24 protein-coding genes are annotated in these 24,683 nt (G+C 70.0%); 15 read left to right on the plus strand and 9 right to left on the minus strand.

The genetic code is table 11. The features are described 5' to 3' along the window. Positions 1 to 4: 4 nt before the first annotated feature. Positions 5 to 2,065, minus strand: coding sequence for a PhoX family phosphatase (locus AB0J64_RS29880; protein ID WP_364033888.1), 2,061 nt, complete (start codon positions 2,063 to 2,065; stop codon positions 5 to 7). 114 nt (positions 2,066 to 2,179) lie between these two features. Here AB0J64_RS29880 and AB0J64_RS29885 point away from each other — a divergent pair, with 114 nt between their 5' ends. After that, the gene (locus tag AB0J64_RS29885; RefSeq protein WP_364033891.1) at positions 2,180 to 2,617 is read left to right on the plus strand and encodes a sterol carrier family protein; all 438 of its coding nucleotides are present in this window, start codon (positions 2,180 to 2,182) and stop codon (positions 2,615 to 2,617) included. On the opposite strand, the gene AB0J64_RS29890 is transcribed toward AB0J64_RS29885, so the two are convergent. Continuing rightward, a complete protein-coding gene (locus tag AB0J64_RS29890; RefSeq protein ID WP_364033894.1) occupies positions 2,614 to 3,621 on the minus strand; it encodes a hypothetical protein in 1,008 nt (335 codons plus the stop codon). The genes AB0J64_RS29885 and AB0J64_RS29890 overlap by 4 nt on opposite strands. 225 nt (positions 3,622 to 3,846) lie before the next feature. Here AB0J64_RS29890 and purF point away from each other — a divergent pair, with 225 nt between their 5' ends. Both purF and purM read left to right on the plus strand, forming a co-directional pair. Next, positions 3,847 to 5,283 carry an amidophosphoribosyltransferase gene (gene purF, locus AB0J64_RS29895; protein WP_364033897.1) on the plus strand — a complete coding sequence of 479 codons (1,437 nt, stop codon included), beginning with the start codon at positions 3,847 to 3,849 and terminating at the stop codon, positions 5,281 to 5,283. Then, complete coding sequence (gene purM, locus AB0J64_RS29900; protein ID WP_364033900.1) at positions 5,280 to 6,305, plus strand: phosphoribosylformylglycinamidine cyclo-ligase; 1,026 nt, start codon at positions 5,280 to 5,282, stop codon at positions 6,303 to 6,305. Before purF ends, purM begins: the two co-directional genes overlap by 4 nt. A gap of 164 nt (positions 6,306 to 6,469) precedes the next feature. Here purM and AB0J64_RS29905 read toward each other — a convergent pair whose 3' ends face one another. Further along, entirely contained in the window at positions 6,470 to 6,697 is a 228-nt protein-coding gene (locus tag AB0J64_RS29905) for a DUF3073 domain-containing protein (protein ID WP_345001228.1), read from the minus strand. Positions 6,698 to 6,847: 150 nt separating this feature from the next. After that, on the minus strand, positions 6,848 to 7,927 hold the full coding sequence (locus tag AB0J64_RS29910; RefSeq protein ID WP_364033903.1) for a Glu/Leu/Phe/Val dehydrogenase dimerization domain-containing protein: 1,080 nt from the start codon (positions 7,925 to 7,927) through the stop codon (positions 6,848 to 6,850). Positions 7,928 to 8,032: 105 nt separating this feature from the next. Here AB0J64_RS29910 and AB0J64_RS29915 point away from each other — a divergent pair, with 105 nt between their 5' ends. Further along, a complete protein-coding gene (locus tag AB0J64_RS29915) occupies positions 8,033 to 8,896 on the plus strand; it encodes a hypothetical protein (protein ID WP_364033906.1) in 864 nt (287 codons plus the stop codon). A 322-nt stretch (positions 8,897 to 9,218) separates the two neighbouring features. Then, a complete protein-coding gene (gene bldC, locus AB0J64_RS29920; protein ID WP_013133571.1) occupies positions 9,219 to 9,422 on the plus strand; it encodes a developmental transcriptional regulator BldC in 204 nt (67 codons plus the stop codon). Positions 9,423 to 9,550: 128 nt separating this feature from the next. Here bldC and AB0J64_RS29925 read toward each other — a convergent pair whose 3' ends face one another. Then, on the minus strand, positions 9,551 to 10,201 hold the full coding sequence (locus tag AB0J64_RS29925; RefSeq protein WP_364033909.1) for a TetR/AcrR family transcriptional regulator: 651 nt from the start codon (positions 10,199 to 10,201) through the stop codon (positions 9,551 to 9,553). Between the two features lie 155 nt (positions 10,202 to 10,356). On the opposite strand from AB0J64_RS29925, the gene AB0J64_RS29930 reads away from it, so the two are divergent. The 4 genes from AB0J64_RS29930 to AB0J64_RS29945 all read left to right on the plus strand — a co-directional run bounded on the left by AB0J64_RS29930 (position 10,357) and on the right by AB0J64_RS29945 (position 14,379). Then, entirely contained in the window at positions 10,357 to 11,406 is a 1,050-nt protein-coding gene (locus AB0J64_RS29930) for a LacI family DNA-binding transcriptional regulator (protein ID WP_364033912.1), read from the plus strand. Positions 11,407 to 11,621: 215 nt separating this feature from the next. After that, positions 11,622 to 11,870: a hypothetical protein gene (locus tag AB0J64_RS29935; protein WP_364033915.1), complete on the plus strand. Its 249-nt coding sequence runs from the start codon at positions 11,622 to 11,624 to the stop codon at positions 11,868 to 11,870. A gap of 92 nt (positions 11,871 to 11,962) precedes the next feature. Next, the gene (locus AB0J64_RS29940) at positions 11,963 to 12,790 is read left to right on the plus strand and encodes an N-acetylmuramoyl-L-alanine amidase (RefSeq protein WP_364033918.1); all 828 of its coding nucleotides are present in this window, start codon (positions 11,963 to 11,965) and stop codon (positions 12,788 to 12,790) included. Beyond that, a complete protein-coding gene (locus AB0J64_RS29945) occupies positions 12,787 to 14,379 on the plus strand; it encodes a beta-N-acetylhexosaminidase (protein WP_364033921.1) in 1,593 nt (530 codons plus the stop codon). The genes AB0J64_RS29940 and AB0J64_RS29945 overlap by 4 nt, the downstream gene beginning before the upstream one ends. A gap of 1 nt (position 14,380) precedes the next feature. Here AB0J64_RS29945 and AB0J64_RS29950 read toward each other — a convergent pair whose 3' ends face one another. Genes AB0J64_RS29950 through AB0J64_RS29960 form a run of 3 tightly spaced genes read right to left on the minus strand, consistent with a single transcriptional unit; the run spans position 14,381 to position 16,655 of the window. Continuing rightward, positions 14,381 to 14,935, minus strand: coding sequence for a GNAT family N-acetyltransferase (locus AB0J64_RS29950; protein WP_364033924.1), 555 nt, complete (start codon positions 14,933 to 14,935; stop codon positions 14,381 to 14,383). A 10-nt stretch (positions 14,936 to 14,945) separates the two neighbouring features. Then, entirely contained in the window at positions 14,946 to 15,998 is a 1,053-nt protein-coding gene (locus AB0J64_RS29955) for a quinone-dependent dihydroorotate dehydrogenase (RefSeq protein ID WP_364033927.1), read from the minus strand. Positions 15,999 to 16,004: 6 nt separating this feature from the next. Continuing rightward, the gene (locus AB0J64_RS29960) at positions 16,005 to 16,655 is read right to left on the minus strand and encodes a response regulator transcription factor (protein ID WP_364033930.1); all 651 of its coding nucleotides are present in this window, start codon (positions 16,653 to 16,655) and stop codon (positions 16,005 to 16,007) included. 18 nt (positions 16,656 to 16,673) lie between these two features. Here AB0J64_RS29960 and AB0J64_RS29965 point away from each other — a divergent pair, with 18 nt between their 5' ends. Both AB0J64_RS29965 and lpdA read left to right on the plus strand, forming a co-directional pair. Further along, positions 16,674 to 17,048, plus strand: a complete 375-nt coding sequence (locus AB0J64_RS29965; protein ID WP_364033933.1) for a tautomerase family protein — start codon at positions 16,674 to 16,676, stop codon at positions 17,046 to 17,048. A gap of 20 nt (positions 17,049 to 17,068) precedes the next feature. Continuing rightward, positions 17,069 to 18,448: a dihydrolipoyl dehydrogenase gene (gene lpdA, locus AB0J64_RS29970; RefSeq protein ID WP_364033936.1), complete on the plus strand. Its 1,380-nt coding sequence runs from the start codon at positions 17,069 to 17,071 to the stop codon at positions 18,446 to 18,448. A gap of 33 nt (positions 18,449 to 18,481) precedes the next feature. Here the strand turns inward: lpdA and AB0J64_RS29975 are convergent, their stop codons facing one another. After that, entirely contained in the window at positions 18,482 to 18,946 is a 465-nt protein-coding gene (locus AB0J64_RS29975; RefSeq protein WP_364033939.1) for an anthrone oxygenase family protein, read from the minus strand. 258 nt (positions 18,947 to 19,204) lie between these two features. Between AB0J64_RS29975 and AB0J64_RS29980 the strand changes: the two genes are divergently transcribed. The 4 genes from AB0J64_RS29980 (at position 19,205) to AB0J64_RS29995 (ending at position 24,681) form a co-directional block, all read left to right on the plus strand. After that, the gene (locus tag AB0J64_RS29980) at positions 19,205 to 19,687 is read left to right on the plus strand and encodes a hypothetical protein (RefSeq protein WP_364033942.1); all 483 of its coding nucleotides are present in this window, start codon (positions 19,205 to 19,207) and stop codon (positions 19,685 to 19,687) included. Between the two features lie 126 nt (positions 19,688 to 19,813). Beyond that, entirely contained in the window at positions 19,814 to 20,542 is a 729-nt protein-coding gene (locus tag AB0J64_RS29985) for a hypothetical protein (RefSeq protein ID WP_364033945.1), read from the plus strand. Between the two features lie 124 nt (positions 20,543 to 20,666). After that, entirely contained in the window at positions 20,667 to 22,706 is a 2,040-nt protein-coding gene (locus AB0J64_RS29990; RefSeq protein ID WP_364033948.1) for a cellulose binding domain-containing protein, read from the plus strand. 367 nt (positions 22,707 to 23,073) lie between these two features. Next, on the plus strand, positions 23,074 to 24,681 hold the full coding sequence (locus AB0J64_RS29995; RefSeq protein ID WP_364033951.1) for a hypothetical protein: 1,608 nt from the start codon (positions 23,074 to 23,076) through the stop codon (positions 24,679 to 24,681). The last annotated feature ends 2 nt before the right edge of the window (positions 24,682 to 24,683 follow it).

The raw sequence follows: 24,683 nt of genomic DNA on the forward strand, positions 1-24,683 counted from the left end.
GAGGTCAACTCCCGACCTTCTTGCCCTGGCCGTGCCAGACCACGGCGACCGCCGGGCGCGGCTGAGCGCCGTCGGGCCAGCGGCTGGAGGGCTTGTCCGGGCTGGCGCCGTCGGTCTCGCCCGGGTGCTGCACCGCCACGAACACGCTGCGCTGGTCCTGGGTGACCAGCGGGCCGCAGGTCTCCGCCCCGACCGGGACGGTGAGGAACTGGCGCAGGTGGCCCCGATCCTTGCCCCGCACGGGCATCACGAACATGCCGTCGTTGCTGCCGAGCTGGTTGCCGTCCGTGGCGATCCACAGGTTGCCGTCCCTGTCGAACGTCACGTTGTCCGGGCACGAGATCGGCGAGACCTTGGTCTTGTCGTAGCCGGCGAAGTAGGTGGCGGGGTCGTTCGGGTCGCCGCAGACCAGCGGGAGCGACCAGGCGAACGTCTTCTCGCCCGCGTCGTTGCGCTTCTCGACGAGCTCCAGGACGTGGCCGTGCTTGTTGGAGGGGCGCGGGTTGGCCTCGTCCACCTGGGCCGCGGTGCGGTTGGTGTTGTTGGTGAGCGCCACGTACACGCCGCCGGTGACCGGGTTGCGCTCCATGTCCTCCGGGCGGTCCATCTTGGTCGCGCCCACCTTGTCGGCGGCCACGCGGGTGTAGACGAGGACCTGGGCGGCGGTCATGCCGTCCACGAACGACCTGTCGCCGGAGACCAGCGGGATCCACTCGCCCGATCCGTCGAACTCGCCGTCGGAGGGCAGCTTGCCGCTCCCGTCGATCTCGGAGGCGGGGCTGTCGCCGGTGAACTTGGCCACGTACAGGGTGCCCTCGTCCAGCAGCGTGCGGTTGTGCCGGTCGAATCCCGGGATGTAGCGGTTCTTCGAGACGAACTTGTAGATGTACTCGAAGCGCGAGTCGTCACCCATGTACACGACCAGGCGGCCGTCGCGGGCCAGGGTCGTGTTGGCGGCCTCGTGCTTGAACCGGCCGAGGGCGGTCCGCTTGATCGGCGTGGAGTCGGGGTCGAACGGGTCGATCTCCACGATCCAGCCGAACCTGTTGGCCTCGTTCGGGTGCTTGGCCAGGTCGAAGCGCTCCTCGACCCGGTCGAACCTGCGGCTGCTCGACGGCGTGCCGGTGGTGATCGTGTAGCGGGAGATGTACGGCTTCTGCTCCGCGGGCACCTTGTCGCCGTTGACGAAGTACTGGTCGAAGTTCTCCTCGGCGGTCAGCACGGTCCCCCACGGGGTGGAGCCGCCCGAGCAGTTGTTCAGCATGCCGACGGGCTTGCGGCCCTCGGCGTCGGCGGCCGTCTTGAGCAGATCGCTGCCGGCCGCGGGGCCGGAGAAGGTCATGGGGGTCTGAGCGGTGATGCGGCGGTTGTAGCGGCGGCGTCCCTTGGTGACCAGCTTCCACTCGCCTGTGCCGTTCGCCCGCTCGATCTCCACGACCGAGCCGCCGTGCGCGGCCAGCGCGATCTTGATCTGCTCCTCGGTCGCGGCGGCGCCGCCGGTGTAACCGCGGAACATCAGGCTCTCGTCGGTGTACTCGTGGTTCACCCAGAGCAGGGCGCGGTCGCGGCCCATCGGGAAGAGCGTGACGTAGTCGTTGTTGTAGCCGAACTGCTTGTTCTGCGCGTCGGCGCTCTGGTTGTCGAAGTCGAAGGCGGGCGCGTCCGGCAGCACGGGGTCGCCCCAGCGCACGACCACGGACGAGCGGTAGCCCTCAGGGATGGTCAGGGCGTCGTCGGTGTTGGGCGCCACCGGGGTGAAACGGATGTCGCCGGTCGGCCTGCCCTGGACCTCGGCCGCCGCCTCCGGCTCGTCGGCCATGGCCGGCACCGCCCCCGCGATGCCGGCGCCGGCCACGAGGGCGCCGAGCGCGCCGGCGCGCAGCACACCGCGCCGGGACAGCGCCTCCTTCACCACATCGCCGAAGTAGGCGTTGGCGGTGGTGTTGGCCACGTCATGCGCGCACGCGTTGCCGCAGCGGAACTGACAGGTCAGCGCGGAGCGACCGCCTTTGTGCGGGGTCGAGAGCAACGGCAGCAGCCGTCCGCCCGCGTTGGGGTTCGCCACAGGTCCTCCATCATTGTGCGCGGTTGTACCGCCGGGAGGTTACGGTCGTCGGCGAAACCTGAGGTGAACGATGACCTCCGTCTTGATGAACGCTTCCAGGGAGACAATGGTGGGGTGCCACCACGCAAACCGGACCCTGAGAAGCTGAGATCTGCGCTCGACGGCCAGCTCGTCGCCCTGGACGAGCCGCCCTACGACGGCCCCGCGTCCACGCTGCCCGACGCGCTCGTGGCCGCCGTGCTGGCCGCCTACGACCGCGGGGTCCAGCCCGAGCGCGACGCGGCCAGGCAGGCGGTGCGCCACCTGCTCGACCGGCTGGTGACCGCGGCGCCCGGCCGGACCGTCGAGGTACGCGTCCCGCCGTACGCCGCCGTCCAGGCCGTCGAAGGCCCCCGCCACACCCGGGGCACGCCGCCGAACGTGGTCGAGATGGACGGGCGCACCTGGATCGAGCTCGCCCTCGGCCGCCTGACCTGGGCCGAGGCCATGGCCGAAGGCCTGGTCTCGGCCAGCGGGGCGCGGGCCGACCTGTCGGCGCATCTGCCGCTCTAGCGGCTGCCGCTCATCCAGGGAAACTTCTGCTCGAAGCACCTGTCGGCGAGCTGGCCCGGCAGGTGGGCGCACTCCTGGACCACGTTCCAGAACCAGATGGCCACGATCGCGAAGAGGACGAGCGAGAACGCGCTGATCACGATGCCGGCGATGGCGCGGCCCTTGCCTGCGCGCTTGGCGAGCGCCACGCAGCCGAAGACGATCGACAGGATGGCGGTGATCAGGCCGGTGAAGCAGACGAACACCAGGAACGGGCTGGCCACGCCGAGCACCAGCGACGCGGTGGCCAGGCCGCTGCCCGGCTGGGCCTGCTGGTACGGGACTCCGTAGGGGGCTCCCGCGGGCGGCGGGCCGTAGCCGGGCGGGCCGCCGTACGGGCTGGAGGGCGTGGTGCCCGGGACGGTCGGCTCCTGGCCCTGGGGAGCGCCGTACCCGCCCGGGTACGGCGCCCCGCGGGGCACTTCCTGGCCGGGCGGCGGGCCCCCTGGCGGCGGGCCTCCTACCGGCGGGGTGATCCCCTCAGGGGGAGTCGCGTCGGAGGGCACGCCTTCACGCTGCGGCGCGCCTTCGCCCGGCGGCGTGAAGGACGGCTGCTCACCCTCGTAACGCGACGGCGTCGGCCTGGCCGGCGGCTCCCCCTCCCCAGGGGAGCCTCCCCAACCGGGATACGACGGGGTGGCCCCCGGGATCGGGTACGCCTGGGTCGCCTCCGCGTCGCCGCCGACGGGCGGCGGGGTCTCGGGCGAGGTGGGCAGGTCGGGATGGCTCGGCTCACCGCCCGGCCTCGGCTCGTGCGTCGGCGGCACGTCGGGCGGCGGCACCACGGGCGGCACGGGGGCGATCGGCTCCTCCCCCTGACCGGGGCGCTCTTCGCCCTCCTCGGGAGGCTCCCCCTCGCGCCACCAATCGGGCGCGGGCCGGCCGGGCTCTTCCTCTTCTTCCGGACGGCCTTCGCGCGGGTCCTGCCCCGGGCGGGGCTCGTTCGGGTCCCCAGATGTGGTCACGTCTGTCTCCCCGACGGGTTTGCATGCGGGATACTTCACCCTTTCGCGGAGGGCACCGGCTAAACCCGGCGACACGGTAAAAGGCCGTCCATACTTCCGTCTCCATCCGCCAAACCGGCAGGCGGTGGCCGAGCCCCGCGGACCTGGGATCCGCGGCGATGCCGCAGCCTCCGATATCGCCCCCGGGTGTGCGAGCACAGAAGCCGCCGACCTAGACTGAGGCATGTGCTGAAGGGCGACGGCCGGCTCGGCCATGACCTGGACCCCCATGACCGCGCTCCCAAGGACGCCTGTGGCGTCTTCGGCGTCTGGGCTCCGGGCGAGGAAGTTTCCAAACTCACCTACTACGGGCTGTACGCGTTGCAGCACCGCGGCCAGGAGTCCGCGGGCATCGCAGTCAGCGAGGGCAGCCGCATTCTCGTCTACAAGGACATGGGCCTGGTCGCCCAGGTCTTCGACGAGTCGGTGCTCGGCACCCTCCGCGGCCACCTGGCCATCGGCCACTGCCGCTACTCCACCACCGGATCGAGCGTGTGGGAGAACGCGCAGCCCACGCTGAGCTCCACCGACGTCGGCGGGCTCGCGCTCGCCCACAACGGCAACCTGATCAACACCCCTGAGCTGGCCGAGCGCCTGGCTCCGGGCTCCATGCGCGCGACGACCGACACCGAGGTCCTCACCTCGCTGCTCGCGCAGGACCGCACGCGTTCCATCGAGGACACAGCGGCGGAGCTGCTCCCGCAGGTCAAGGGCGCCTACTCGCTCGTGTTCATGGACGAGAAGACGCTCTACGCGGCCCGCGACCCGCAGGGCATCCGTCCCATGGTCCTCGGCCGGCTGGAGCGGGGCTGGGTGGTGGCCTCCGAGACGGCCGCCCTCGACATCGTGGGCGCCACGTTCGTCCGCGAGATCGAGCCGGGCGAGCTGCTCACCATCGACGAGCGCGGCGTCAGGTCACGCAGGTTCGCCCTGGCCGAGCCCAAGGGCTGCCTCTTCGAGTACGTCTATCTCGCCCGCCCCGACACCACCATCGCCGGGCGCGGCGTGCAGGTCACCCGGGTCGAGGTCGGCCGCGTGCTGGCCCGCGAGCACCCGGTGGAGGCCGACCTGGTCATCCCGACGCCGGAGTCCGGCACCCCGGCCGCCGTGGGCTACGCCCAGGAGAGCGGGATACCGTACGGGCAGGGGCTGGTGAAGAACTCCTATGTGGGGCGCACGTTCATCCAGCCCTCGCAGACCATCCGCCAGCTCGGCATCCGGCTGAAGCTCAACCCGCTGCGCGAGGTGGTCGAGGGCAAGCGGCTGGTGGTCGTGGACGACTCGATCGTGCGCGGCAACACCCAGCGCGCCATCGTCCGCATGCTGCGCGAGGCCGGGGCCAAGGAGGTGCACGTCCGCATCTCCTCGCCGCCCGTGGCCTGGCCGTGCTTCTACGGCATCGACTTCGCCACCAGGGCGGAGCTGATCGCGGGGTCGCTGACGGTGGAGGAGATCCGGGCCTCGCTCGGCGCCGACTCGCTCGGCTACATCTCCCTGGAGGGCCTGACCAAGGCCACCACCATCCCCGCGGAGCGGCTCTGCATGGCCTGCTTCAACGGCTCCTACCCCATTCCCATCGACCAGGACAACGTGGGCAAGTTCGTGCTGGAGAGCAAAGCGTGAGTACCTATGAGGCCGCCGGGGTGGACATCGCGGCGGGTGAGCGCGCCGTCGACCTGATGAAGGACAAGGTGGCGGCCTCGCGCCGGCCCGAGGTCGTCGACGACGCCAGCGGGTTCGCCGGGCTGTTCGACGCCTCGGCGCTGCTGAGCTACCGGCGGCCGCTGCTCGCCACGTCCACCGACGGCGTGGGCACCAAGGTCATGATCGCCCAGCGGTACGGCAAGCACGACACGATCGGCATCGACCTGGTCGGCATGGTCCTCGACGACCTGGTGGTCTGCGGGGCCGAGCCGCTGTTCATGACCGACTACATCGCCTGCGGCAAGGTGGTGCCCGAGCGCGTCGCCGAGATCGTCGGCGGGGTGGCCGAGGGCTGCCGGCTGGCGGGAGCCGCGCTGGTGGGCGGCGAGACGGCCGAGCACCCCGGTGCCATGGGGCCGGACGAGTACGACCTGGCAGGAGCCGGCACGGGCGTCGTCGAGGCCGACGCCATGCTGGGGCCCTCGCGGGTCCAGGCGGGCGACGCGGTGCTGGGCCTGGCGTCCTCGGGCATCCACTCCAACGGCTACTCGCTGGTGCGCCACGTGCTGCGCGAGGCCGGGCTCTCCCTCGACGCCGTGCTGCCCGAGCTGGGGCGGCCGCTGGGCGAGGAGCTGCTGGAGCCCACCCGGATCTACTCGCTCCACTGCCTGGAGCTGGCCAAGGCCGTTGACGTGCACGCGTACGCGCACATCACGGGCGGGGGCGTCGAGAGCAACCTGTCACGGTCGCTGCCGGGGCAGCTGGACGCCGTGCTGGACCGCTCGTCGTGGACACCGCCGGCCGTCTTCGGCGTGCTGGCCGGGCACGGCGACATCGCGCAGGCGGACCTGGACCGCACGTTCAACCTCGGGGTGGGGATGGCGGCCGTGGTGGCCGCCGACTCCGCGGACGAGGCGATCCGGCTGCTGGCCGCCCGGGGGCTGGACGCCTGGGTGATGGGTGAGATCGTCCCCGGCGACGGACGGGCGCGCTACCGGTAAAACGGCTTGAGCCCCCGGCCCGTGGACGGGCGGGGGGCTCAACACGTGCAGAACGACCGACCACGTGACGAAGCCCCACGGTTGCCCGTGGGGCCCGACGAGCATGGGCGAAGATCCGGCGCAGCCCCGCGCCGGGCCTTTCGCCACATCAACCCGGAGAACGGCTACCGACGACCGGAAGGACGGCCATCGTCGTCGTCTCCGGCGCCATAGTCATCGGCGTAATCGGCATAGCGATCCGCCAGCTCATCGTTGAGGTCGTCGGCGTCGTCACTGCTGGAGTCTCCGACCCCGAGTTCGTCGCGAAGACGGTCAAGATCCGTGCCACCGCTGTTGTACTTCAGCTGGCGAGCAACCTTGACCTGCTTGGCCTTTGCTCGGCCGCGCCCCATTGGCTCGACCCCCTCGTGTGGGGTCGTCCCCGACCCCTCGTCGCTAACGCACCACACACTGACGCCGCTCACTCTGGGCGTCAGCCTATCGTTCGCCTATTACCGTACCTGTTTTGTGCCCAGCTCGGTACGTCGTATGGGCGTGGGGAGTCAGCGGCCCAGCCAAATGCCCCGAATACGCCCGACTTCCGACATTCTGCGCTCGGCTAGCCTATCCGCTGCGACGGCGGGAGGAACGCCCTCATCGGCCGCTATTCGGAAGATCTTCAGAGTCGTGTCGTAGATCTGGGTCGCCTTCGACCTGGCTCTCTCCATGTCGAAGCCCTCGATCTCGTCCGCGACCTGGATCACGCCTCCGGCGTTGACGACGTAGTCGGGCGCGTACAGGATGCCGCGCTCGGCGAGCTGCTTCTCGACGCCGGGATGGGCGAGCTGGTTGTTGGCCGCGCCGCAGACGATCCTGGCCCGCAGCCTGGCCACCATGGCGTCGTCGAGGACGCCGCCCAGCGCGCACGGCGCGAACACGTCGATGTCGGACTCGCTCAGCTCCACCGCGTCGGCCACCACGTCCACCTCCGGACGGCGCCGGCGTACCCGCTCGACCGCATCGGGGTCGACGTCGCAGATCACCACCTCGGCGCCGTCCTCGCACAGGAGCTCGACCAGGCGGTGGCCCACCTTGCCGACCCCTTCGACGCCGACCCGCCTGCCGTGCAGCGACGGCGTGCCGTACACGCGCTCGGCCGAGGCACGCATGCCCTGGAACACACCGAAGGCCGTGAGGATGGAGGAATCCCCCGCTCCCCCGTGCGCACGGGTGCGGCCGGTCACGAAGCGTGACTCTCGGGCGACGACGTCCATGTCCTCGCTGTAGGTCCCCACGTCGCACGCCGTGATGTAGCGGCCGCCGAGCGACTGCACGAACCGCCCGTACGCGCGCAGCAGCGCCTCGCTCTTGTCACGGGCCGGGTCGCCGATGATGACTGCCTTGCCGCCTCCCAGGTCGAGCCCGGCCAGCGCGTTCTTGTAGGCCATGCCCTTGGCGAGGTTGAGCACGTCGGCCAGGGCCGCGCTCTCGCTCTCGTACGGGTAGAACCGCGTGCCTCCCAGGGCCGGGCCCAGCGCCGTGTTGTGGATGGCGATGATGGCGCGCAGGCCGCTCTGCTCGTCGGCGCAGAACACGACCTGCTCGTGGACGTCCTTGTGGGACGAGCCGAAGACGTCGGTCACGGTGGTGACTCCCTGTCCGGTCCGCCGCTTCTTCGCGACGGAGATCGCCTCAGCGTAGTAAGCCACAACGGTGCACGCAGGTTCGCTTCGTGACACGATGCCTCCGTGCTGCCCTATGCCGCCTACCTCCGCGTCTATGAGCCACTGACCGCGTTCGCCGAGTCCGAGCGCAAGGTGTGGGCCGACTACGCCGACTCACGTGACCGCCCTCGTCGCGCGAACGCGCTCAATGCGGAGCACGGCGAGTCGGTGATGCGCCTCCTCGGCATGCCCCCTCAACCCGTTCCCGCGCAGGAGAGCCCCAACGCCTACCTGAGGCGCGTTGAGGACCGTCTCTACGTATGCCCTTGGCAAACCCGCCTGCGCTCGTGGCTGGCCTTCTCAAGGCTGCGTGGCACCGCTCCCGTGAAGCTGATGGACCGCCTCGTGCCCAAGGCGATCGCCGAGCAGACCGCCGACGACTTCGACCGGTTCAAGCGGCAGGCCGGTTCGTCCGCGTTGCGCACCCACATTCGCACCACGGCGTGGCATGTGCCGCCATCGTGGTTCGTGCCGTTTGATGGGAACGAGCGCTGGCTGGTGCTCGGTTCCTCCACTCCTGGGCAGGACGTGACGACGGCTACAGGACGTAACTTGATCTACGTCACCTCCATGGCACAGGCCAGGAGGCGGACGGCGCGCGCGCTCGGCGTGCTGCGCAGGCACCTGGGGGACGCCGCGGCCAACTTCGACGTGGAGGACGTCGCCAGGTGGCTGGAGGAGTTCCATCCCCACTCGCTGGTGGAGCTCGACTACGGCGGGCTCGTCCACCTCATGAACGACGACGCGCTGCAGGCGGACCAGTCGGTGGCCGAGCTTTCCGCCGCCCTGACGGGCCTGGACACGGGTCAAGAAGAACTTGCCTACGCCATGTACCAGAGGGTGATCCTCCGGTGGAAGTCAATGCAACAGCTGGAATCTGCCAACTGACGCCCAATACGACCGTCTGACCTGCATGAGTAGGTCACGTCTCGCGGCTGCTCTCTTCTGCGAACTGAGTAGTTTGCCGTTTTCACTGCGATACCACGAACCGTGTCGCTAGAATCACCGAGCGTGACATCCCCATGGGGGCGGGCAGTTGGGTCAAAGAAGGGCTCGCCAATCGCTCTGCGTGGCGGTATGGTCACATCGGGTGATGCCGCATATGGCGCGGAAAAGCCGCACGCTCTGTGCCATAGGGGGACATCCGTGACACGCGCAAAAGCAGTCACAGGATCGCTAAGCCGGTCCACACGGAGGAGAGGCCGCACAAATGTCAGCTCGTACACCCGAGGCCGAGCCGCTGCTCACGCCCGCCGAGGTCGCGACCATGTTCAGGGTCGACCCCAAGACCGTTACGCGGTGGGCCAAGGCAGGCAAGTTGACGTCGATTCGCACCCTCGGCGGTCATCGGCGCTACCGGGAGACCGAGGTCCGGGCCCTGCTCGCGGGCATTCCGCAGCAGCGCTCGGAGTGAATGAGGGGTCGTCACGAACCTCAGGGGGGTTTGGTGAGCCAGGCCGACGGCCTGGTCCACCACTGTGACGACAACGTCGCATGGGAGAGGTGGCGCCGCCCGCCCGGCGCCATTCTTCTCCCGCCTACCTACGCCAGGCGCTCGAGCAGTCCTGCCACGTCGCCGTCGTGCGCGGCGGCCACGCGGAGCAGCGCGACCATGTGATCGACGAGCAGCTTCTCCAGCACCGGTCGCTCGATGTCGCGGCGCTCGAGCCAGTCGAGGCCGGCCGTCTCCACGGAGGCGATCCACGACCGCAGGGTCATGCGGAGCACCGGGCTCGGCTCCTCCACCTGCATCTGCTTCTGGATGAGGCGGAAGAGGCGCTGACGGACACCGTCGACGATCTCACCGACCTCCCCCGCCCTGTCGGCGGGCCCCCCACGCAGCAACGCGGCGAACCCGGTCGCGTGCTCCTCGACGAAATCGAAGTAGCGCCTGAGCCCCGAGGCCAGCTCGTCGAGCGGCCTGCCGCCCCCTTGGGGGCGCAGCCGGGACTCCAACTGCTCCGCCGCGCTCCTCAGCGCGGCCACATAGAGCTCCTGTTTGCCACCGAAGTAGTGGTAGACCAGGGCCCGCGAAGCACCTGCCGCGGAGGCGACGTCGTCGATCGAGACGTCTTCCGCGTCGCGGGTGCTGAACAGCTCGAGCGCGGCCGCCATGAGCTCCTCGCGACGCCGGTCGACGCTGAGCCTGCGCCGCGCGGGTCGTGCCGTCTCGGCTGACTTCCCGGGTGTCACACCTGCACAGTAGCCGACGCCGTGCCGTCAGCTGACGTGTGGATATCCGGTCAATGTCGGCATCCCTGAGTCAATCAGTGACGGAGGCCGTACCCTGCGGCTAACTCGATCGTTTGGTCAGACAGGTGCCCATATCCGCATCGCGGGGGAGACACATGTCAGGACCGCCCGTCAACACGTCAACCATTACTGAGCTCAGAGAGGTAGACACACTGCCTCGGCCCAGACCGACCATCCGCAACGTCGCCGAACGAGCCGGCGTCTCGAAATCGCTGGTCTCTCTCGTGCTGCGCGGATCCCCGCACGTGAGCGAGCACCGGCGCCAGGCCGTGCTGCAGGCCGCCCGCGAACTCGGCTACCGGCCGAACGCGGTCGCGCGGAGCCTGGTGGAAGGCCGTACGCATCTGGTGGGCGCGCTCGTCGCCGACCTGCACAATCCGTTCTACGCCGAGTTCCTCGACGGCCTGCAGGAGAGCCTGCACGGCGACGGGCTGCGCATGCTCATCGGGAACAGCCAGTGGGACCCGGCTTTCGAGGACGAGGCCGTAGAGGCCTTCCTCGAGCTCCGGGTGGACGGGCTGGTCCTCCTGGGCATCGCGCCGACCAGCGAGACGCTGATCGAGGCCACCGCCTACACCCCGACCGTCGTCGTAGGGGAACGTGACATCGAGCTCGACGGCGTCGACATCGTGGTCGACGACGACCAGCTCGGCGCCCGCCTGGCCATCGATCACCTCGTCGAGCTGGGACACAAGCGCATCGCGCACATCGAGGGCCGCCGATCGTCGCGCTGCGAGGGCTACCTCGTGGCGATGCGCAGGCACTCGCTGGCGCCGTACATCATGGTCGAGGCCGCGGACTCGACCGAGGAGAGCGGCAAGGAGGCGGCGCTGGCGCTGCTGACCCGCGACCCCAGGCCTACGGCGATCTTCGCCGCCAATGACGTGGTGGCGCTCGGCGTGCTCTCAGCCGCGAGCGAACTGGGCCTGCGAGTCCCGCAAGACCTCTCGGTGGTCGGCTACGACAACACGCACCTGGCGGCCTCCCATCATGTCGCGCTCACCTCCATCGACCAGGCCCGCAGGTCCATGGGCAGGTCGGCGGCGGCGCTGCTGAGCGACCGGATCGGGGACCCCGCCAAGGTCTCCCGCATGCGGGAGATCCACCCCGAACTGATCGTGCGACGGAGCACGGGGCCGGCTTAAGACGAATGAGAAATCTGCAAAGCCGACTGCCGCTATGGCGAGGATCACCCACCAGACGGTAGGGCGGGAGTCTGCTGGAGCAGGTTTCTTGTTCGCAGAAAATCAAGGCTGGGTCAAGCCGCGCGGAACCGTGGCCGCGCGGCTGTTTACTCGTCAGGGTCATGCTAATTGTGGCCGGATTCACTCCGGTCACGATCTGATCCGGGGGAACAGTCATGCGTGATCCGGAACTGGTGTCTTGCGCCCAGCGCGCGGCGGCCGAGCTCGAGCGTGCCTGGGGGCACTGGCGGGCGGGAAGGGGCCGGGCGAACGAGGGCGCCGCGGAGTCGGTCGCCAGCTACGTCGCCCACTCCCTCGACCACCCATGGGGCCGGCCCCGCGTCGTCCTCGGGCTCGACGCCGAGGACGCGCGGGAGCTGGCCGCCCTGCTGGAGCGGCAGGAGGTCGGCGAGCACGTCTGGTGAGTGCGCGCGCTCGCAGAGGACGCACGGCACTCCACTCGCCGGAGTCGGCATAAAGCGGGATGCAGCTCCGGCCGTGCCGTAACTTGGATGTCATGCGTGCTCTGCAAGCTTCAGCACTCGCCGTTTGCGGCCTGATCGCCTCCGCGTGTGGCGGCACCGGCTCCGGTGGCGCCGCGGCAGGTCAGGCCGCTCCCGCGACCGTCGTGGAGCAGGCTCCCGCCAAGCGGACCCCCGCCAAGCAGGCCCCGCCCGACGCCAAGCCGCTCGAGGGCAAGGTCGTCGTGATCGACCCCGGCCACAACGGCGGCAACTACCGCGATCCGAAGGCCGTCAACCGCCAGGTCAACGTGCTCACCAAGTGGAAGCCCTGCGACACGACCGGCACCGAGACCAACAGCGGCTACACCGAGGCCGCCTTCACGTGGGACGTCTCGCAGCGGCTCGTCAAGGTCCTCGAGGACCGCGGGGCCAAGGTCAAGCTGACCAGGACCGGCAACAACGGCGTCGGCCCCTGCATCACCCAGCGGGCCGCGATCGGCAACAAGGCCGAGGCCGACGCGGCGATCTCCATCCACGGTGACGGGTCCGCCCCGGGCAACCACGGCTTCCACATCATCATGCCCAAGAAGATCAACGGCCCTGTGGACAAGGTCGTGGGCGCCTCGAGCAAGCTCGGGATCGACGTACGCAACGCCTACGCCAAGGGCACCGGCATCCCGTACTCCAACTACATCGGCCGCAACGCGCTCGACTACCGCAACGACCTCGGCGGGCTCAACCTGTCGACGGTGCCGAAGATCTTCATCGAGTGCGGCAACATGCGCAACGCCGGGGACGCGGCCAAGATGAAGGATCCGAAGTTCCGGCAGAAGGCCGCGGTGGCGCTGGCGAACGGATTGCAGCAGTATCTCAAGGCATGATCCCTCGCCCAGAGCTGCTCACCGATCTTTCCGGCTCCTTCGAGCTGGCCGCGGGCGCGACCGTGTCCGGCGACCTGCTCGACGCCGTACGTCTCGCGCTCCCCGGGCTGGACCTGCGTCCCGGCGACTCCGGTGAGATCGACGTACGGCGGGATCCTGGGCTGGGCGAGGAGGCGTACCGGCTGACGGTCGGCTCGCGGGGCGTGGAGATCGTGGCCGGCGGGCGCGCCGGGGCCTTCTACGCGGCGCAGTCGCTGCACCAGCTGCTCCCCGACTCCTCCTACCGCTTCTCCACCGGCGCCTCGTGGCCGGTGCCCGGGGTGCGGATCGAGGACGCGCCGCGGTTCGCCTGGCGCGGGCTGCACCTGGACGTGGCCCGGCATTTCTTCCCCAAGCGGGAGATACTCCGCCTGATCGACCTGATGGCGATGCACAAGCTCAACCGCCTCCATCTTCATCTGGTGGACGACCAGGGGTGGCGGGTGGAGAGCAGGGCGTACCCGCTGCTGCACGAGGTCTCCTCGCACCGCCCGCGCACGATGACCACCTTCCACCGGGAGCCGGTGGCGTACGACGAGGTCCCGCACGGCGGCTACTACACGCTCGACGACCTGGCCGAGATCGGCGCCTACGCCCGTGCGCGGTGCGTCACGATCGTGCCCGAGATCGACGTGCCCGGGCACGCGTCGGCGATCCTGGCGGCGTACCCGGCGCTCGGGGCCACCGGGGAGCCGTACGACGTGCTCGACCGCTGGGGCATCTCCCCCGCGATCCTGTCGCCGCTGCCGCCGACCGTCGAGTTCCTGACCACGGTCTTCGACGAGCTGATCGGGGCGCTGGGCGAGACGCCCTACGTGCACATCGGCGGCGACGAGGTTGTGCTGGACCACTGGGCCGGGTCGGCGGAGATCTCCGCGTACCGCGACTCGCTCGGGCTGGCCTCCGTCAACGACCTGCAGGCGTGGTTCCTGCGGCGGCTCGCGGACGCGCTGGCCGAGCGGGGCGCGCGGGCCGTGGTGTGGGACGAGGCGTTCGTCAGCGGCGGGCTGCGCCAGGACACGCTGGTCATGCCGTGGCGGGGCATGGGCGTGGGCCGCCGGGCCGCCGCGGCGGGGCACGACGTGGTGGCGACCCCGGTGTTCCCGCTGTACTTCGACTACGCGGAGTCGGCCTCCGCCGACGAGCCGATGGCCATCGGGGAGGCGATCACCGTCGCGGACGTGGCCGCCTTCGACGCCGCGCCGGACTCGTGGACGGACGAGGAGCGCGCGCGGGTGGTGGGCGTGCAGGCGCAGCTCTGGACCGAGCGCGTGCCGGACGCCCGTACGGTCGACTATCGCCTGTGGCCGAGGGCCTGCGCGCTGGCGGAGGTGGCCTGGGCGGGGTCGTCCTCTGACGGCTTCACGGGGCGGCTGGAGGAGCACCTGGGGCGGCTGGACGCGATCGGGGTCGAGTACCGGCCCTTCGCGGGGCCGCACCCGTGGCAGCGGCGTCGCCCGCACCGGCCGGGCGTGGTGAACGTCTCCAACGTGATGGCCCGCATCGACGCCATGACCCACGACGCGGAGTCGACCCGGCCGAGCCTGTGACTCAGGGTGCCGGGCGGTCGTTCAGAATGCGCTGGAAGAGGCGGTGGTCCTGCCATCGGCCGTCGATCGCGAGGTAGCGATCCGCGGTGCCGTACGGCTCGAACCCGGCCTTGAGCAGCACGTTCTGGGAGGCCACGTTGTCGAGCAGGGTGCTGGCCGCGACCCTGTGCAGGCCCAGCTCCTGGTCGGCGATGCGGCACACCTCCCGCACGGCCCCGGTGGCCAGGCCGCGGCCCGTGTAGTCGCCGTCGACCCAGTAACCGAGGTCGGCGCTGAGCCAGGGGCCGCGGACGATGCCGCTGAGCGTCATGCGGCCCACGATCGTGTCGCCGTCGACCAGCACCCAGGGCATCGAGCGGCCCTGCGCCTTCTGCTCCAGCAGGTCCTTGAGCCGCAGGGCCTGGCCCTGAAGGGTGAAGAAGTCCGCGGGCCTGCGGGGCTCCCATGGCTTCAGGTGGTCGCGGTTGCGGTTGTAGGCGTGCAGGAGTGCCTCGGCGTCCTGCTCGGCGGCCAGGCGCAGGATGACGCCGTCCGAAAGGGGTACGTCTTCGATCACCCGTCCTAGATTAGGCCGTTCGGCCTATGGCCTCGGTAATGGACTTGAGGCCGTGGCGGCGTACGCGCCTGGAGAGCTGGCGGTGGATGCGCGAGGCCCAGAACGGGCCGCCGTAGATCCACCCCGTGTAGCCCTGGACCAGGGTCGCCCCGGCCAGCAGCCGCTCCCAGACGTCGTCCACGTCCTCCACGCCGCCCACCGACACCAGCGTGAGGCGGTCGCCGACCTTGGCGCGCAGGCGCCTGAGCACCTCCAGCGAGCGGCCCTTGAGCGGGCGGCCCGACAGCCCGCCCGTCTCCCCGCCGTGCCTGATCGTGGTGTTGGTGGCGATGATCCCGTCGAGGCCCAGCTCCACCGCCAGGTCGGCGACCGCGTCCACGTCCTCGTCGGCGAGGTCGGGCGCGATCTTCACCAGCAGCGGCGTGGGGCGGGGTGTGGTGTCAGCCACCTGCTTGACCGCGGTGAGCAGCGGACGCAGCAGCGAGACCGCCTGGAGGTCGCGCAGCCCCGGCGTGTTGGGCGAGCTGACGTTGACCACGAGGTAGTCGGCCAGCGGGGCGAGCTCCTTGGCGCTGGCCACGTAGTCGGCCACGGCTCCCGACTCGGGGACCACCTTGGTCTTGCCGATGTTCACCCCGATCACGACGGGGACGCCGCGCGTGCGGCGCAGCCTGCGGGCGGCGGCCACGGCACCGGCGTTGTTGAAGCCCATCCGGTTGATCAGCGCGTGCTCCCGCACCAGCCTGAACAGGCGCGGGCGCGGGTTTCCCGGCTGGGCGTGCGCGGTGATCGTGCCGACCTCGACATGGCCGAACCCGAGCGAGGCGAGCGCCTCGGCGCACGCGGCGTCCTTGTCGAACCCGGCGGCCAGCCCGAGCGGGCCAGGGAAGTGCACGCCGAACGCGGACACCCGCAGGGCCGGGTCGTGCGGCGCGAGCGCCCGGTGCAGCAGCCGCTTGAGCACGGGCAGCCGGGCGAGGAGCGCGAGGGCGCTCACGGTGAGATGGTGCACGGCCTCGGCGTCGAAACGCCGCAAGACCTGCGTGAACACGAGGCGATACATCACGGGTCAGGCTACCAACCCGGCCTCGTGGGCGATGATCGCGGCCTGCACGCGGTTGCGCACGTCGAGACCGGTGAGGATGGCGCTCACGTACGCCTTCACCGTGCCCTCGACGATGTGCAGCTCGCGGGCGATCTCGGCGTTGGACATGCCCGCGCCGAGCAGGGCGAGCACCTCGCGCTCGCGGTCGGTGAGCACCCCGATGCGGTCGCGGGCCCGGGCCCCCTTGGCCATCCTGCCGCCGGCGAGCTGCTCGATCACCCGCTGGGCGACCTTCGGCGACAGGTACGCCGCGCCCTCGGCCACCGCGTGGATCCCGGCGATCAGCTCGCGCGGGTCGCCCGACTTGAGCAGGAACCCGCTCGCCCCCACGTCGAGCGCCTTGGCGATGTAGTCGTCCTCCCCGAACGTGGTCAGCATCACCACGGCCGTCCGCGGCGCGACCCTGCGCAGCTCCGCCGCCGCTGCCAGCCCGTCCAGCCTCGGCATGCGGATGTCGAGCAGCGCCACGTCGGGGCGGTGGCTGATGGCCAGATCGACGGCCTGCCTGCCGTCGCCCGCCTCGGCCACCACCTCCAGCGACGGGTCGGACGCGAGTATCGCCCCGACCCCAGCGCGGATCATGGCCTCGTCGTCGGCCAGAAGTATGCGGATCACGAGCTCTATATTGCCTACATGGCACAAGTGAAGGTGTACGGGCGCAGGGACGTGTGGGCCGGGCGCCGGCGGGAGGTCTCCGACCTGCTGCAGTCGTGCCTGGTGAGCGCGTGGGGTCTGCCGCCGGAGAAGCGGTTCCACCGGTTCCTGCTCCTGGACGAGGACGACTTCATCTGCCCTGGGCGCAGTGAGAATTACCTCATCATCGAGGTGATCTGCTTCACCGGGCGCAGCGACGACGCCAAGCGGGCGCTGATCAAGGAGATCTACGCCAGGTCCGGCTACGACCCCGAGGACGTGGAGATCACCATCATCGAGATGCCCAAGACGAACTGGGGCATCCGCGGGGTGCCCGCCGACGAGCTGACCCTCTCGTACAAGGTCGATGTCTAGCTGACGGTATGGTCCGACTCATGAGCACTCACTATGACGTCGTCGTCCTCGGCGCGGGTCCGGGAGGGTACACGGCCGCGGTCCGCGCCGCCCAGCTCGGACTGCGCACCGCGGTCGTCGAGGAGAAGTACTGGGGTGGCGTCTGCCTGAACGTGGGCTGCATCCCGTCCAAGGCGCTGCTGCGCAACGCCGAGCTGGCCCACATCTTCAACAACGAGGCCAAGACGTTCGGCATCAGCGGCCAGGTCAGCTTCGACTACGGGGCGGCCTTCCAGCGCAGCCGCAAGGTGGCCGACGGGCGGGTCAAGGGCGTTCACTTCCTGATGAAGAAGAACGCGATCACGGAGTACGACGGCCGCGGCACGTTCCTGGACGCCAACACGATCCAGGTCAACGGCGAGACGATCACGTTCTCCAACTGCATCATCGCGGCGGGGGCGACCACTCGCCTGATCCCCGGCACGCAGCTGTCGGAGCGCGTGGTGACGTACGAGGAGCAGATCCTCACCGAGGAGCTGCCCGGCAGCATCATCATCGCGGGCGCCGGCGCGATCGGCGTGGAGTTCGCGTACGTGCTGCACAACTACGGCGTCAAGGTGACGATCGTGGAGTTCCTCGACCGGATGGTGCCGCTGGAGGACGAGGAGGTCTCGGCCGAGCTGGCCAAGCGCTACAAGCGGCTCGGCATCGAGGTGATGACCTCGACCCGCGTGGACGCCATCGAGGACACCGGCGCCTCCGTCAAGGTCACCGTCACCAGGGGCGACCAGACGCAGGTGCTCGAGGCCGACAAGGTGCTGCAGGCCATCGGGTTCCAGCCGCGCGTCGACGGCTACGGCCTGGAGAAGACCGGCGTGGCGCTGACCGACCGTGGCGCCATCGCGGTGGACGGGCGCTGCCGTACGAGCGTGCCGCACATCTTCGCCATCGGCGACGTCACCGCCAAGCTGATGCTGGCGCACGCCGCGGAGTCCATGGGCGTCATCGCCGCCGAGACCATCGCCGACGCGGAGACCATGGAGCTCGACTACGTGATGATCCCGCGGGCGACGTACTGCCAGCCGCAGGTGGCGAGCTTCGGCTACACCGAGGCGCAGGCACGCGACCTGGGCTACGACGTGAAGGTGGCGAAGTTCCCGTTCATGGCGAACGGCAAGGCGCACGGTCTGGGCGACACGGCCGGCTTCGTCAAGATCATCAGCGACGACACCCACGGCGAGCTGCTCGGCGCTCACCTGATCGGGCCCGAGGTCACCGAGCTGCTGCCGGAGCTGACGCTGGCCCAGCAGTGGGACCTGACGGTGCACGAGGTCGCGCGCAACGTCCACGCGCACCCCACGCTCGGGGAGGCGGTCAAGGAGGCGATCCACGGCCTCGCCGGCCACATGATCAACATGTGACCCTCGGTGATCGGTACGGCGCGACCGTACCGGTCACTTCCAGAGGTAGAGCGCCGTGCCCAGGAGGGCCACGGCGAGCGCGCAGGACCAGGCGCGCACGCTGTTCCAGCGGGTCCAGCGGGGCGAGTAGCCGGGCCAGTCCACGCTGCCCGCGTCCAGCGCGTTGTTCAGCGGCACGTTGACCACGGCCGTCACGATGATCGAGCCGACGAAGCCGGCCACCGCGGCCGCGACGGCCAGCACACCCGGCAGACCGGCCCCGTCCACCAGCAGCAGGACCCCGGCGGCCAGCGCGACGACCGGCGACAGCGTGAACGTGGGAAGGAACCTCGGGTTGAGGATCTTCCTGTTGACGCTGCGCATGGCGGCGGCCGCCTGGTCCTTGTCGATGGTGTCGAGCGCCGGCGACACCGCCGTCGAGAACGCGAAGTAGAGCCCGGCCATCAGGCCGTTGAGCACGAGGGCGAGGATCGCCGCGAGGCCCGCGAGTAGGTCCATGCGCCAATGATCCTCCGCGGGCGAGATCACTTCTACGGGGATCAAGCACCCCGCAGGGGGTCGGACGAATGCCGCACACGTATCCTGCCAGGGAGAACGCGGTGGAACCGGTGTAGGCGTTCGAGGCGGTTCCTCCGCCGGCCAAGGGGATTTAGCGCTTTCTCACCAGATCTTCAGGATTCGTACAGAAACCTCTGAAGGAGCCTGGAGACCTTTGAGACAACCGGAGATCCTCTCGTACCGGATGGTGATCCCCGCATGGCCTCGACCTCTACCACTACGACCTCGCCGAAGACGGCCGTCCGCCCCGCCCTGGTGCGCCTCGGCCTCTTGGGGCTGGCCGCGATAGGCATCATGGGTGCCGCTCTCGAGCTCGCCTTCGAACGCCACTGGCAGAGCCCGGTGCAGCTGATCCCGTGGGCGGCCCTGGCGCTGCTCGGGTTCGCGCTCGCGCTGCTCGCCCTGCGTGACTCGCCTCGGACGACCACCGTGGTACGCGCGATCGCGCTGGTCGTCCTGCTCGCGTCCGCGTACGGCGTCTTCATGCACGTGTCCGTCAACCATGCCGCCGGCGCGGCCGATCCCACATGGGACACCCTCTCGCCGCTCACCCAATGGTGGTACGCGCTCACCAAGTCCGTCGGCCAGGCGCCGCCGCTCGCGCCCGGCATGCTCGCCCAGAGCGCGCTGCTCCTCACGGTGGCCACCCTGACGTCCCGGCACCAGGTGAACGGCGACTGAACGCCCTTTGCTGGAATTCGGAACCTTTCCCGCATTTTCCACGTCACACCCACACAGGTGAAGTGACTTGGTAAGGCTGGTGAGGTTCTGGTGACATTAGGCCGGATATTCATAGCGGCGGCCGCGATGACCGCGACCGTGTTCAGCGGGGCGGTGGCCGAAGCGGAGCCCCGGCCGGCCGCTCCGGCGGTGGCCACGACGACCCCCGCCGTCACCAGGCCGGCCGCGGTCGAGAAGGAGCCCGTGTGCCTTCGGCTCAAGGGCGCGGAGGCGTGCGTGGGGCCTGAAGGGAGCGATCGGCCGGGCATCACGGTCGAGGACACGGCCAACGACAACTTCCATCCGGCCGTCGAGTACTACCTCAACGGCTACCTGGGCACCAAGTACGTCATCCACAACCTGGGGCGAGGCGGCGAGGTCCGAGGAAACCGAGAAATCGGGAGAATCGTGACGTTCCGGGCGGCGCTTTACGAGGGGAATCATCGGGTCAAGTTCGGCCGGTGGAAAACCGTACGCGATATGACGAAATATCCGTTAAAGCGGGAAACGCGGGTCACGCCCGCCGAGGCCCGTGCCCGATCGAAGACCTGCACCTCGACCAACGGCGCCGCGACCATGTGCTTCGGCGAGCAGAAGACGTTCGTCTTCGTCTGTGACACGGGCGCCGACAAATACCAGGCCCGCGCCCAGTACTTCCTCGCCGGAGACCCCACCGCGCGTTTCGAGATCCACCAGCTGGCCGGGGTGAACACCTGCGGCAAGGCCGAGCACGGTGACCTGGCCGTCAGCATGTACCGCGCGTCGGTGTACAACCACAACCGGCGGGTCGCCACCAGGCTCTACAAGTACAACTAGGTGATCCGTTCCTGAAAGTTTCACCGTTGGTTGACGGGCTCGGCGGACCCGCCTCATGATCAGCGTGCCTCCTGGTCAGGAGGAGGCGTCGAGTGATCACCGCTGACCATGGCGAGGTACGCCGATGCCCCGAACGTTGTTACGAGCCGCGTCCGCCTTCCTGCTGACGCTGACCGCCTTGACCGCCCCAGCGGCGTACGCCGACGACGTCACCCCCGTAGCGGTGACCGTCAACGCGCGCGCCGCGCTCGCCACCGTCCCGGAGACCGGAATCGGCTCCAACCATGCGATCTGGGACACCAATCTGGGCACTGACGAGACCGCCGACCGGCTCAAGGACGCGGGCGTGAAAGTGCTGCGCTATCCGGGCGGCTCCTACTCCGACATCTACCACTGGGCCGACCACACCGCTCCAGGCGGCTACGTGGCCCCCAACACCGACTTCGACACCTTCATGCGCGGCGTACGGCGCACCGGGGCGCAGGCGATGGTGACCGCCAACTACGGCACCGGCACCGCCGACGAGGCCGCGGCCTGGGTACGCCAGGCCAACATCACCAAGGGCTACGGCGTCAAGTACTGGGAGATCGGCAACGAGAACTACGGCAACGGCCACTACGGCTCGGCCTGGGAGGCCGACAACCACGCCGACAAGAGCCCGGCCGAGTACGCCCGCAACGTCGTGGCCTACGCGGACGCCATGAAGGCGGTCGACCCGACCATCAAGATCGGCGCGGTGCTGACCACGGCCGCCAACTGGCCCGACGCCATCGTCGCCGACGGCGACAGCGGCACCTGGAACAAGGTCGTCCTGTCGACCGCCGGCCCGAAGATCGACTTTGTCATCGTGCACTGGTACCCGGGCGCCCTGGACAAGACCGGACACGTACCCGACATAGTCCAGCTCACCCGCCAGCAGATCGCGAAGTACGCCGGGCCGGGCTCCGAGCGGATCGGCATCGCCATGACGGAGTTCAACACCGGGTCGAGCAGCAACGGCACGAACACCCAGCCCGGCGCGCTGGCCGCCGCCGACTCGTACGCGACGCTGCTGGCGAACGGGGTGTTCACGGTCGACTGGTGGAACGTGCACAACGGTATCGGCACCGTCACCCAGGTCGAGGGGCACACCGACTACGGCGACTTCGGCCTGCTGTCCAGCGGCGTGTGCACGTCCGACAACAGCGTCTGCGAGCCGGCGCTCAACACGCCCTTCGCGCCGTACTATGCGCTCCAGATGGTGAGCAAGTTCGCCCGGCCGGGTGACCAGTTCGTCCGGGCCGCGACCGACCAGGCGAAGGTCAGCGCGCACGCCGCCCGCCGGCCCAACGGCGACCTGGCGGTCATGCTGATCAACACCTCGTCGGACACGTCGTACCCCGTCGCGATCGACTACTCGGGCTACAGCCCGGCCTCGGGGGCGCCCACCGTACTGACCCACACCAACGGCGCCACCGCCATCACCACCTCGAGCACGGGCAGCGCGACGAGCCAGACGCTCCCGCCGCTCTCCCTGACCACGCTCATCCTCCACCCCGCCACGCCCCAGACCGGCCGTCCGGGCGCCCCGGGACAGCCCACGGCCTCCCAGGTGACGGAGAAGGCCGCCACCATCGCCTGGCCCGCCGCCTCCCCCGGCTCGCGCCCGATCGTCAAGTACGAGCTCTACCGGCAGAACGGAGCCATCAGCGAGCAGCTCGGCGAGACCACCGGAACCTCGTTCACGGTGACCAACCTCAATCCGGGCACCCGCTACACGGTCAACGTGATCGCACGCGACAGCGGCGGCGGCCTGTCCTGGGCGTCACCGCCGCTGACGTTCACCACCGGCACGCCGGCCGCCAGCTCCTGCTCGGTACGGCTCACCGTCCAGAACGACTGGGCCAGCGGCTACGTCGGCGCCATCGACATCACCAACAACGGCGCCCCGGTCAACGGCTGGACCCTGAACTTCAGCTGGCCGAGGACGTGGCAGAGCCTGGGCAGCGGCTGGAGCGCCGTCTGGACGCAGAACGGGTCGGACGTCAAGGCCGTCAACGAGTCCGGCAACGGCACCCTCGCCACGGGGGCGTCCACCACGATCGGTTTCGTCGGCAACTACAGCGGGCCGAACGTCCTGCCCGCCGTCTTCACCCTCAACGGCACCGTCTGCACGACCCAGTAACCACCGCGCCGCCCAGGGGCCGCGCCCCTGGGCGGCCGTACGCAGCCTTGGATTCGGGCAAACCGGACGAAATTCGCGGCTGAGTGCGATGATGGCCTTACGCACGGTTGACTATCGTGACTAAACGGGAATACTGGGTTTCCCGTTTGGCCGTCGTTCCATTGAGACCGAGGATGCCCATGTCGCTTGGCCTCGCCATGCCTCAGGCAGAGCCGCACCAGGCACGCAGCCGTGCCGGCGTCGCGGAAGGGCGTGTGTCACGCCGCCGCGGCCCCCACCGGTCGCCGTGCGAAACCGGCACGCGCCGTTAGCGGGCTCTTCGGCGGTCGACATCTCCCCGCCGGCTCTCCCCGAACCCAGGACTGTCATGCCGCCAGACTCCCTCAGCCTCCCGACGGTGATCGTCGTCGCCGTTCTCGCTCTCGCCCTCGTGGGCGTCCTCATCCTCCACATGCGCGTACGCCGTGACCTCGCCCAGGCCCGTGACCGGATCGGTCAGGCACGTCAGGCGCAGGAGCACCTGACGCGCGAGACCAGCGCCAGGAACCAGCGGCTGGTGCAGGCGGAGCGCCAGGCCCAGGAGAGCGCGGAGCTGCTGCGCGAGGCGCGTGCCCAGCACGACCTGGTGCGCGCCGAGAACGAGCACCTGATCTCGAAGCGGATCCCCGCCCTGCTGTCCCACCTGCGCGCCCCGCACGTGATCGTGCCCGGCGTGCAGAACCCGGCGCTCGCCGGCACGGACATCGACAGGCAGCACCGCGCCATCCTGGACGCGCTCACCCGCGGCGTCCGCGAGGAGGGCGAGCGCATCGACGAGGCGGCCCAGGCGGTCATCAGGGGCGCGATGTCCCGCGTGCAGACGCAGGCGCTGCGGGCCCAGGACCTGCTCGCCGGCGTGCAGCAGCGCTACAGCGGCGACGAGCACACGGCGCTGCTGCGCGAGGTGCTGGGGCTCGACATGTACAACGAGCTGATCATCCGTCGCGTGCAGGTCACCGGCATCGCCTGCGGTGCCACGCCCGGCCTGTCGCGTGACGACACCTACCTGGTGGACCTGGTGGTGGGCGCCATCTCCCGGGTGGAGAACTTCGAGCAGCGCATCGAGGGCCCGGCCAACCACCTGCGCCGCCGGATCGGGGTGGCCGCCCGCGCCGCGGAGTCGATCCTGTTCGTCACCGCCGAGCTGCTGGCCAACGCGGTCCACCACTCCCACGGCACGCTCAAGGTGACCATCGCCGTGCACGAGACCAACAACGGCGCGGCCATCGTCATCGACGACGCCGGTGTCGGGCTCAACGAGGACCAGTACGCCCGCGCGACCCGCCTGCTGAGCGGCACCCACCCGGTCCACCTGGTCGACCTGGGCAACCCGCCCCACACCGGCTGGGCGGCGATCGGCCGCCAGGTGGCGCACTACGGCATGCAGGTCACGGTCAAGAAGAGCGCCTTCGGCGGCGTCCAGGCCGTCCTGAACATCCCCACCGCCCTGCTGGTGGAGATGCCGGAGGACAGCCGTCCGTCGGTGCTGGCTCCCGAGCCGGTCCGCGCCCCCGTCCCGACCGCCGTCGCGGCCCCCGTCCCGACCGCCGTCGCCACCGTCGCGACCGTCCGGCCGGAGCCCGTGGCCGCCGTCCCGGCCACCGCCGCCACCGCTGCGACCATCCGGGCGGAGTCCGTGGCGGCCTCGCGTCCGGAGACCGTCGCCTCCTCCGTACGGCCTGAGCCCACGCCGGCGCCCGAGCGACGGCCGGCGGAGGATCTGGCCCCGCTGCCGCAGCGCCGCCGCCAGTCGTCGCGTCCGACGTCCGGCCCGAGGCCCACCGGCGGAACGAGCGGTTCTGACGCCTCCGGCGCCAGGTTGCTCACCACCCCGGAAGAGGCCCAGAAGCGGTGGGGAGACTTCCAGGTCGGAGCCGAGGCGGGCCGCCGCGAAGCGCTCCCGACCGAGCAGCACGACAACACCGAAGGGAATTGACC

The organism is Nonomuraea sp. NPDC049695, assembly GCF_040674955.1.
Taxonomy (GTDB): Bacteria; Actinomycetota; Actinomycetes; order Streptosporangiales; family Streptosporangiaceae; genus Nonomuraea; species Nonomuraea helvata.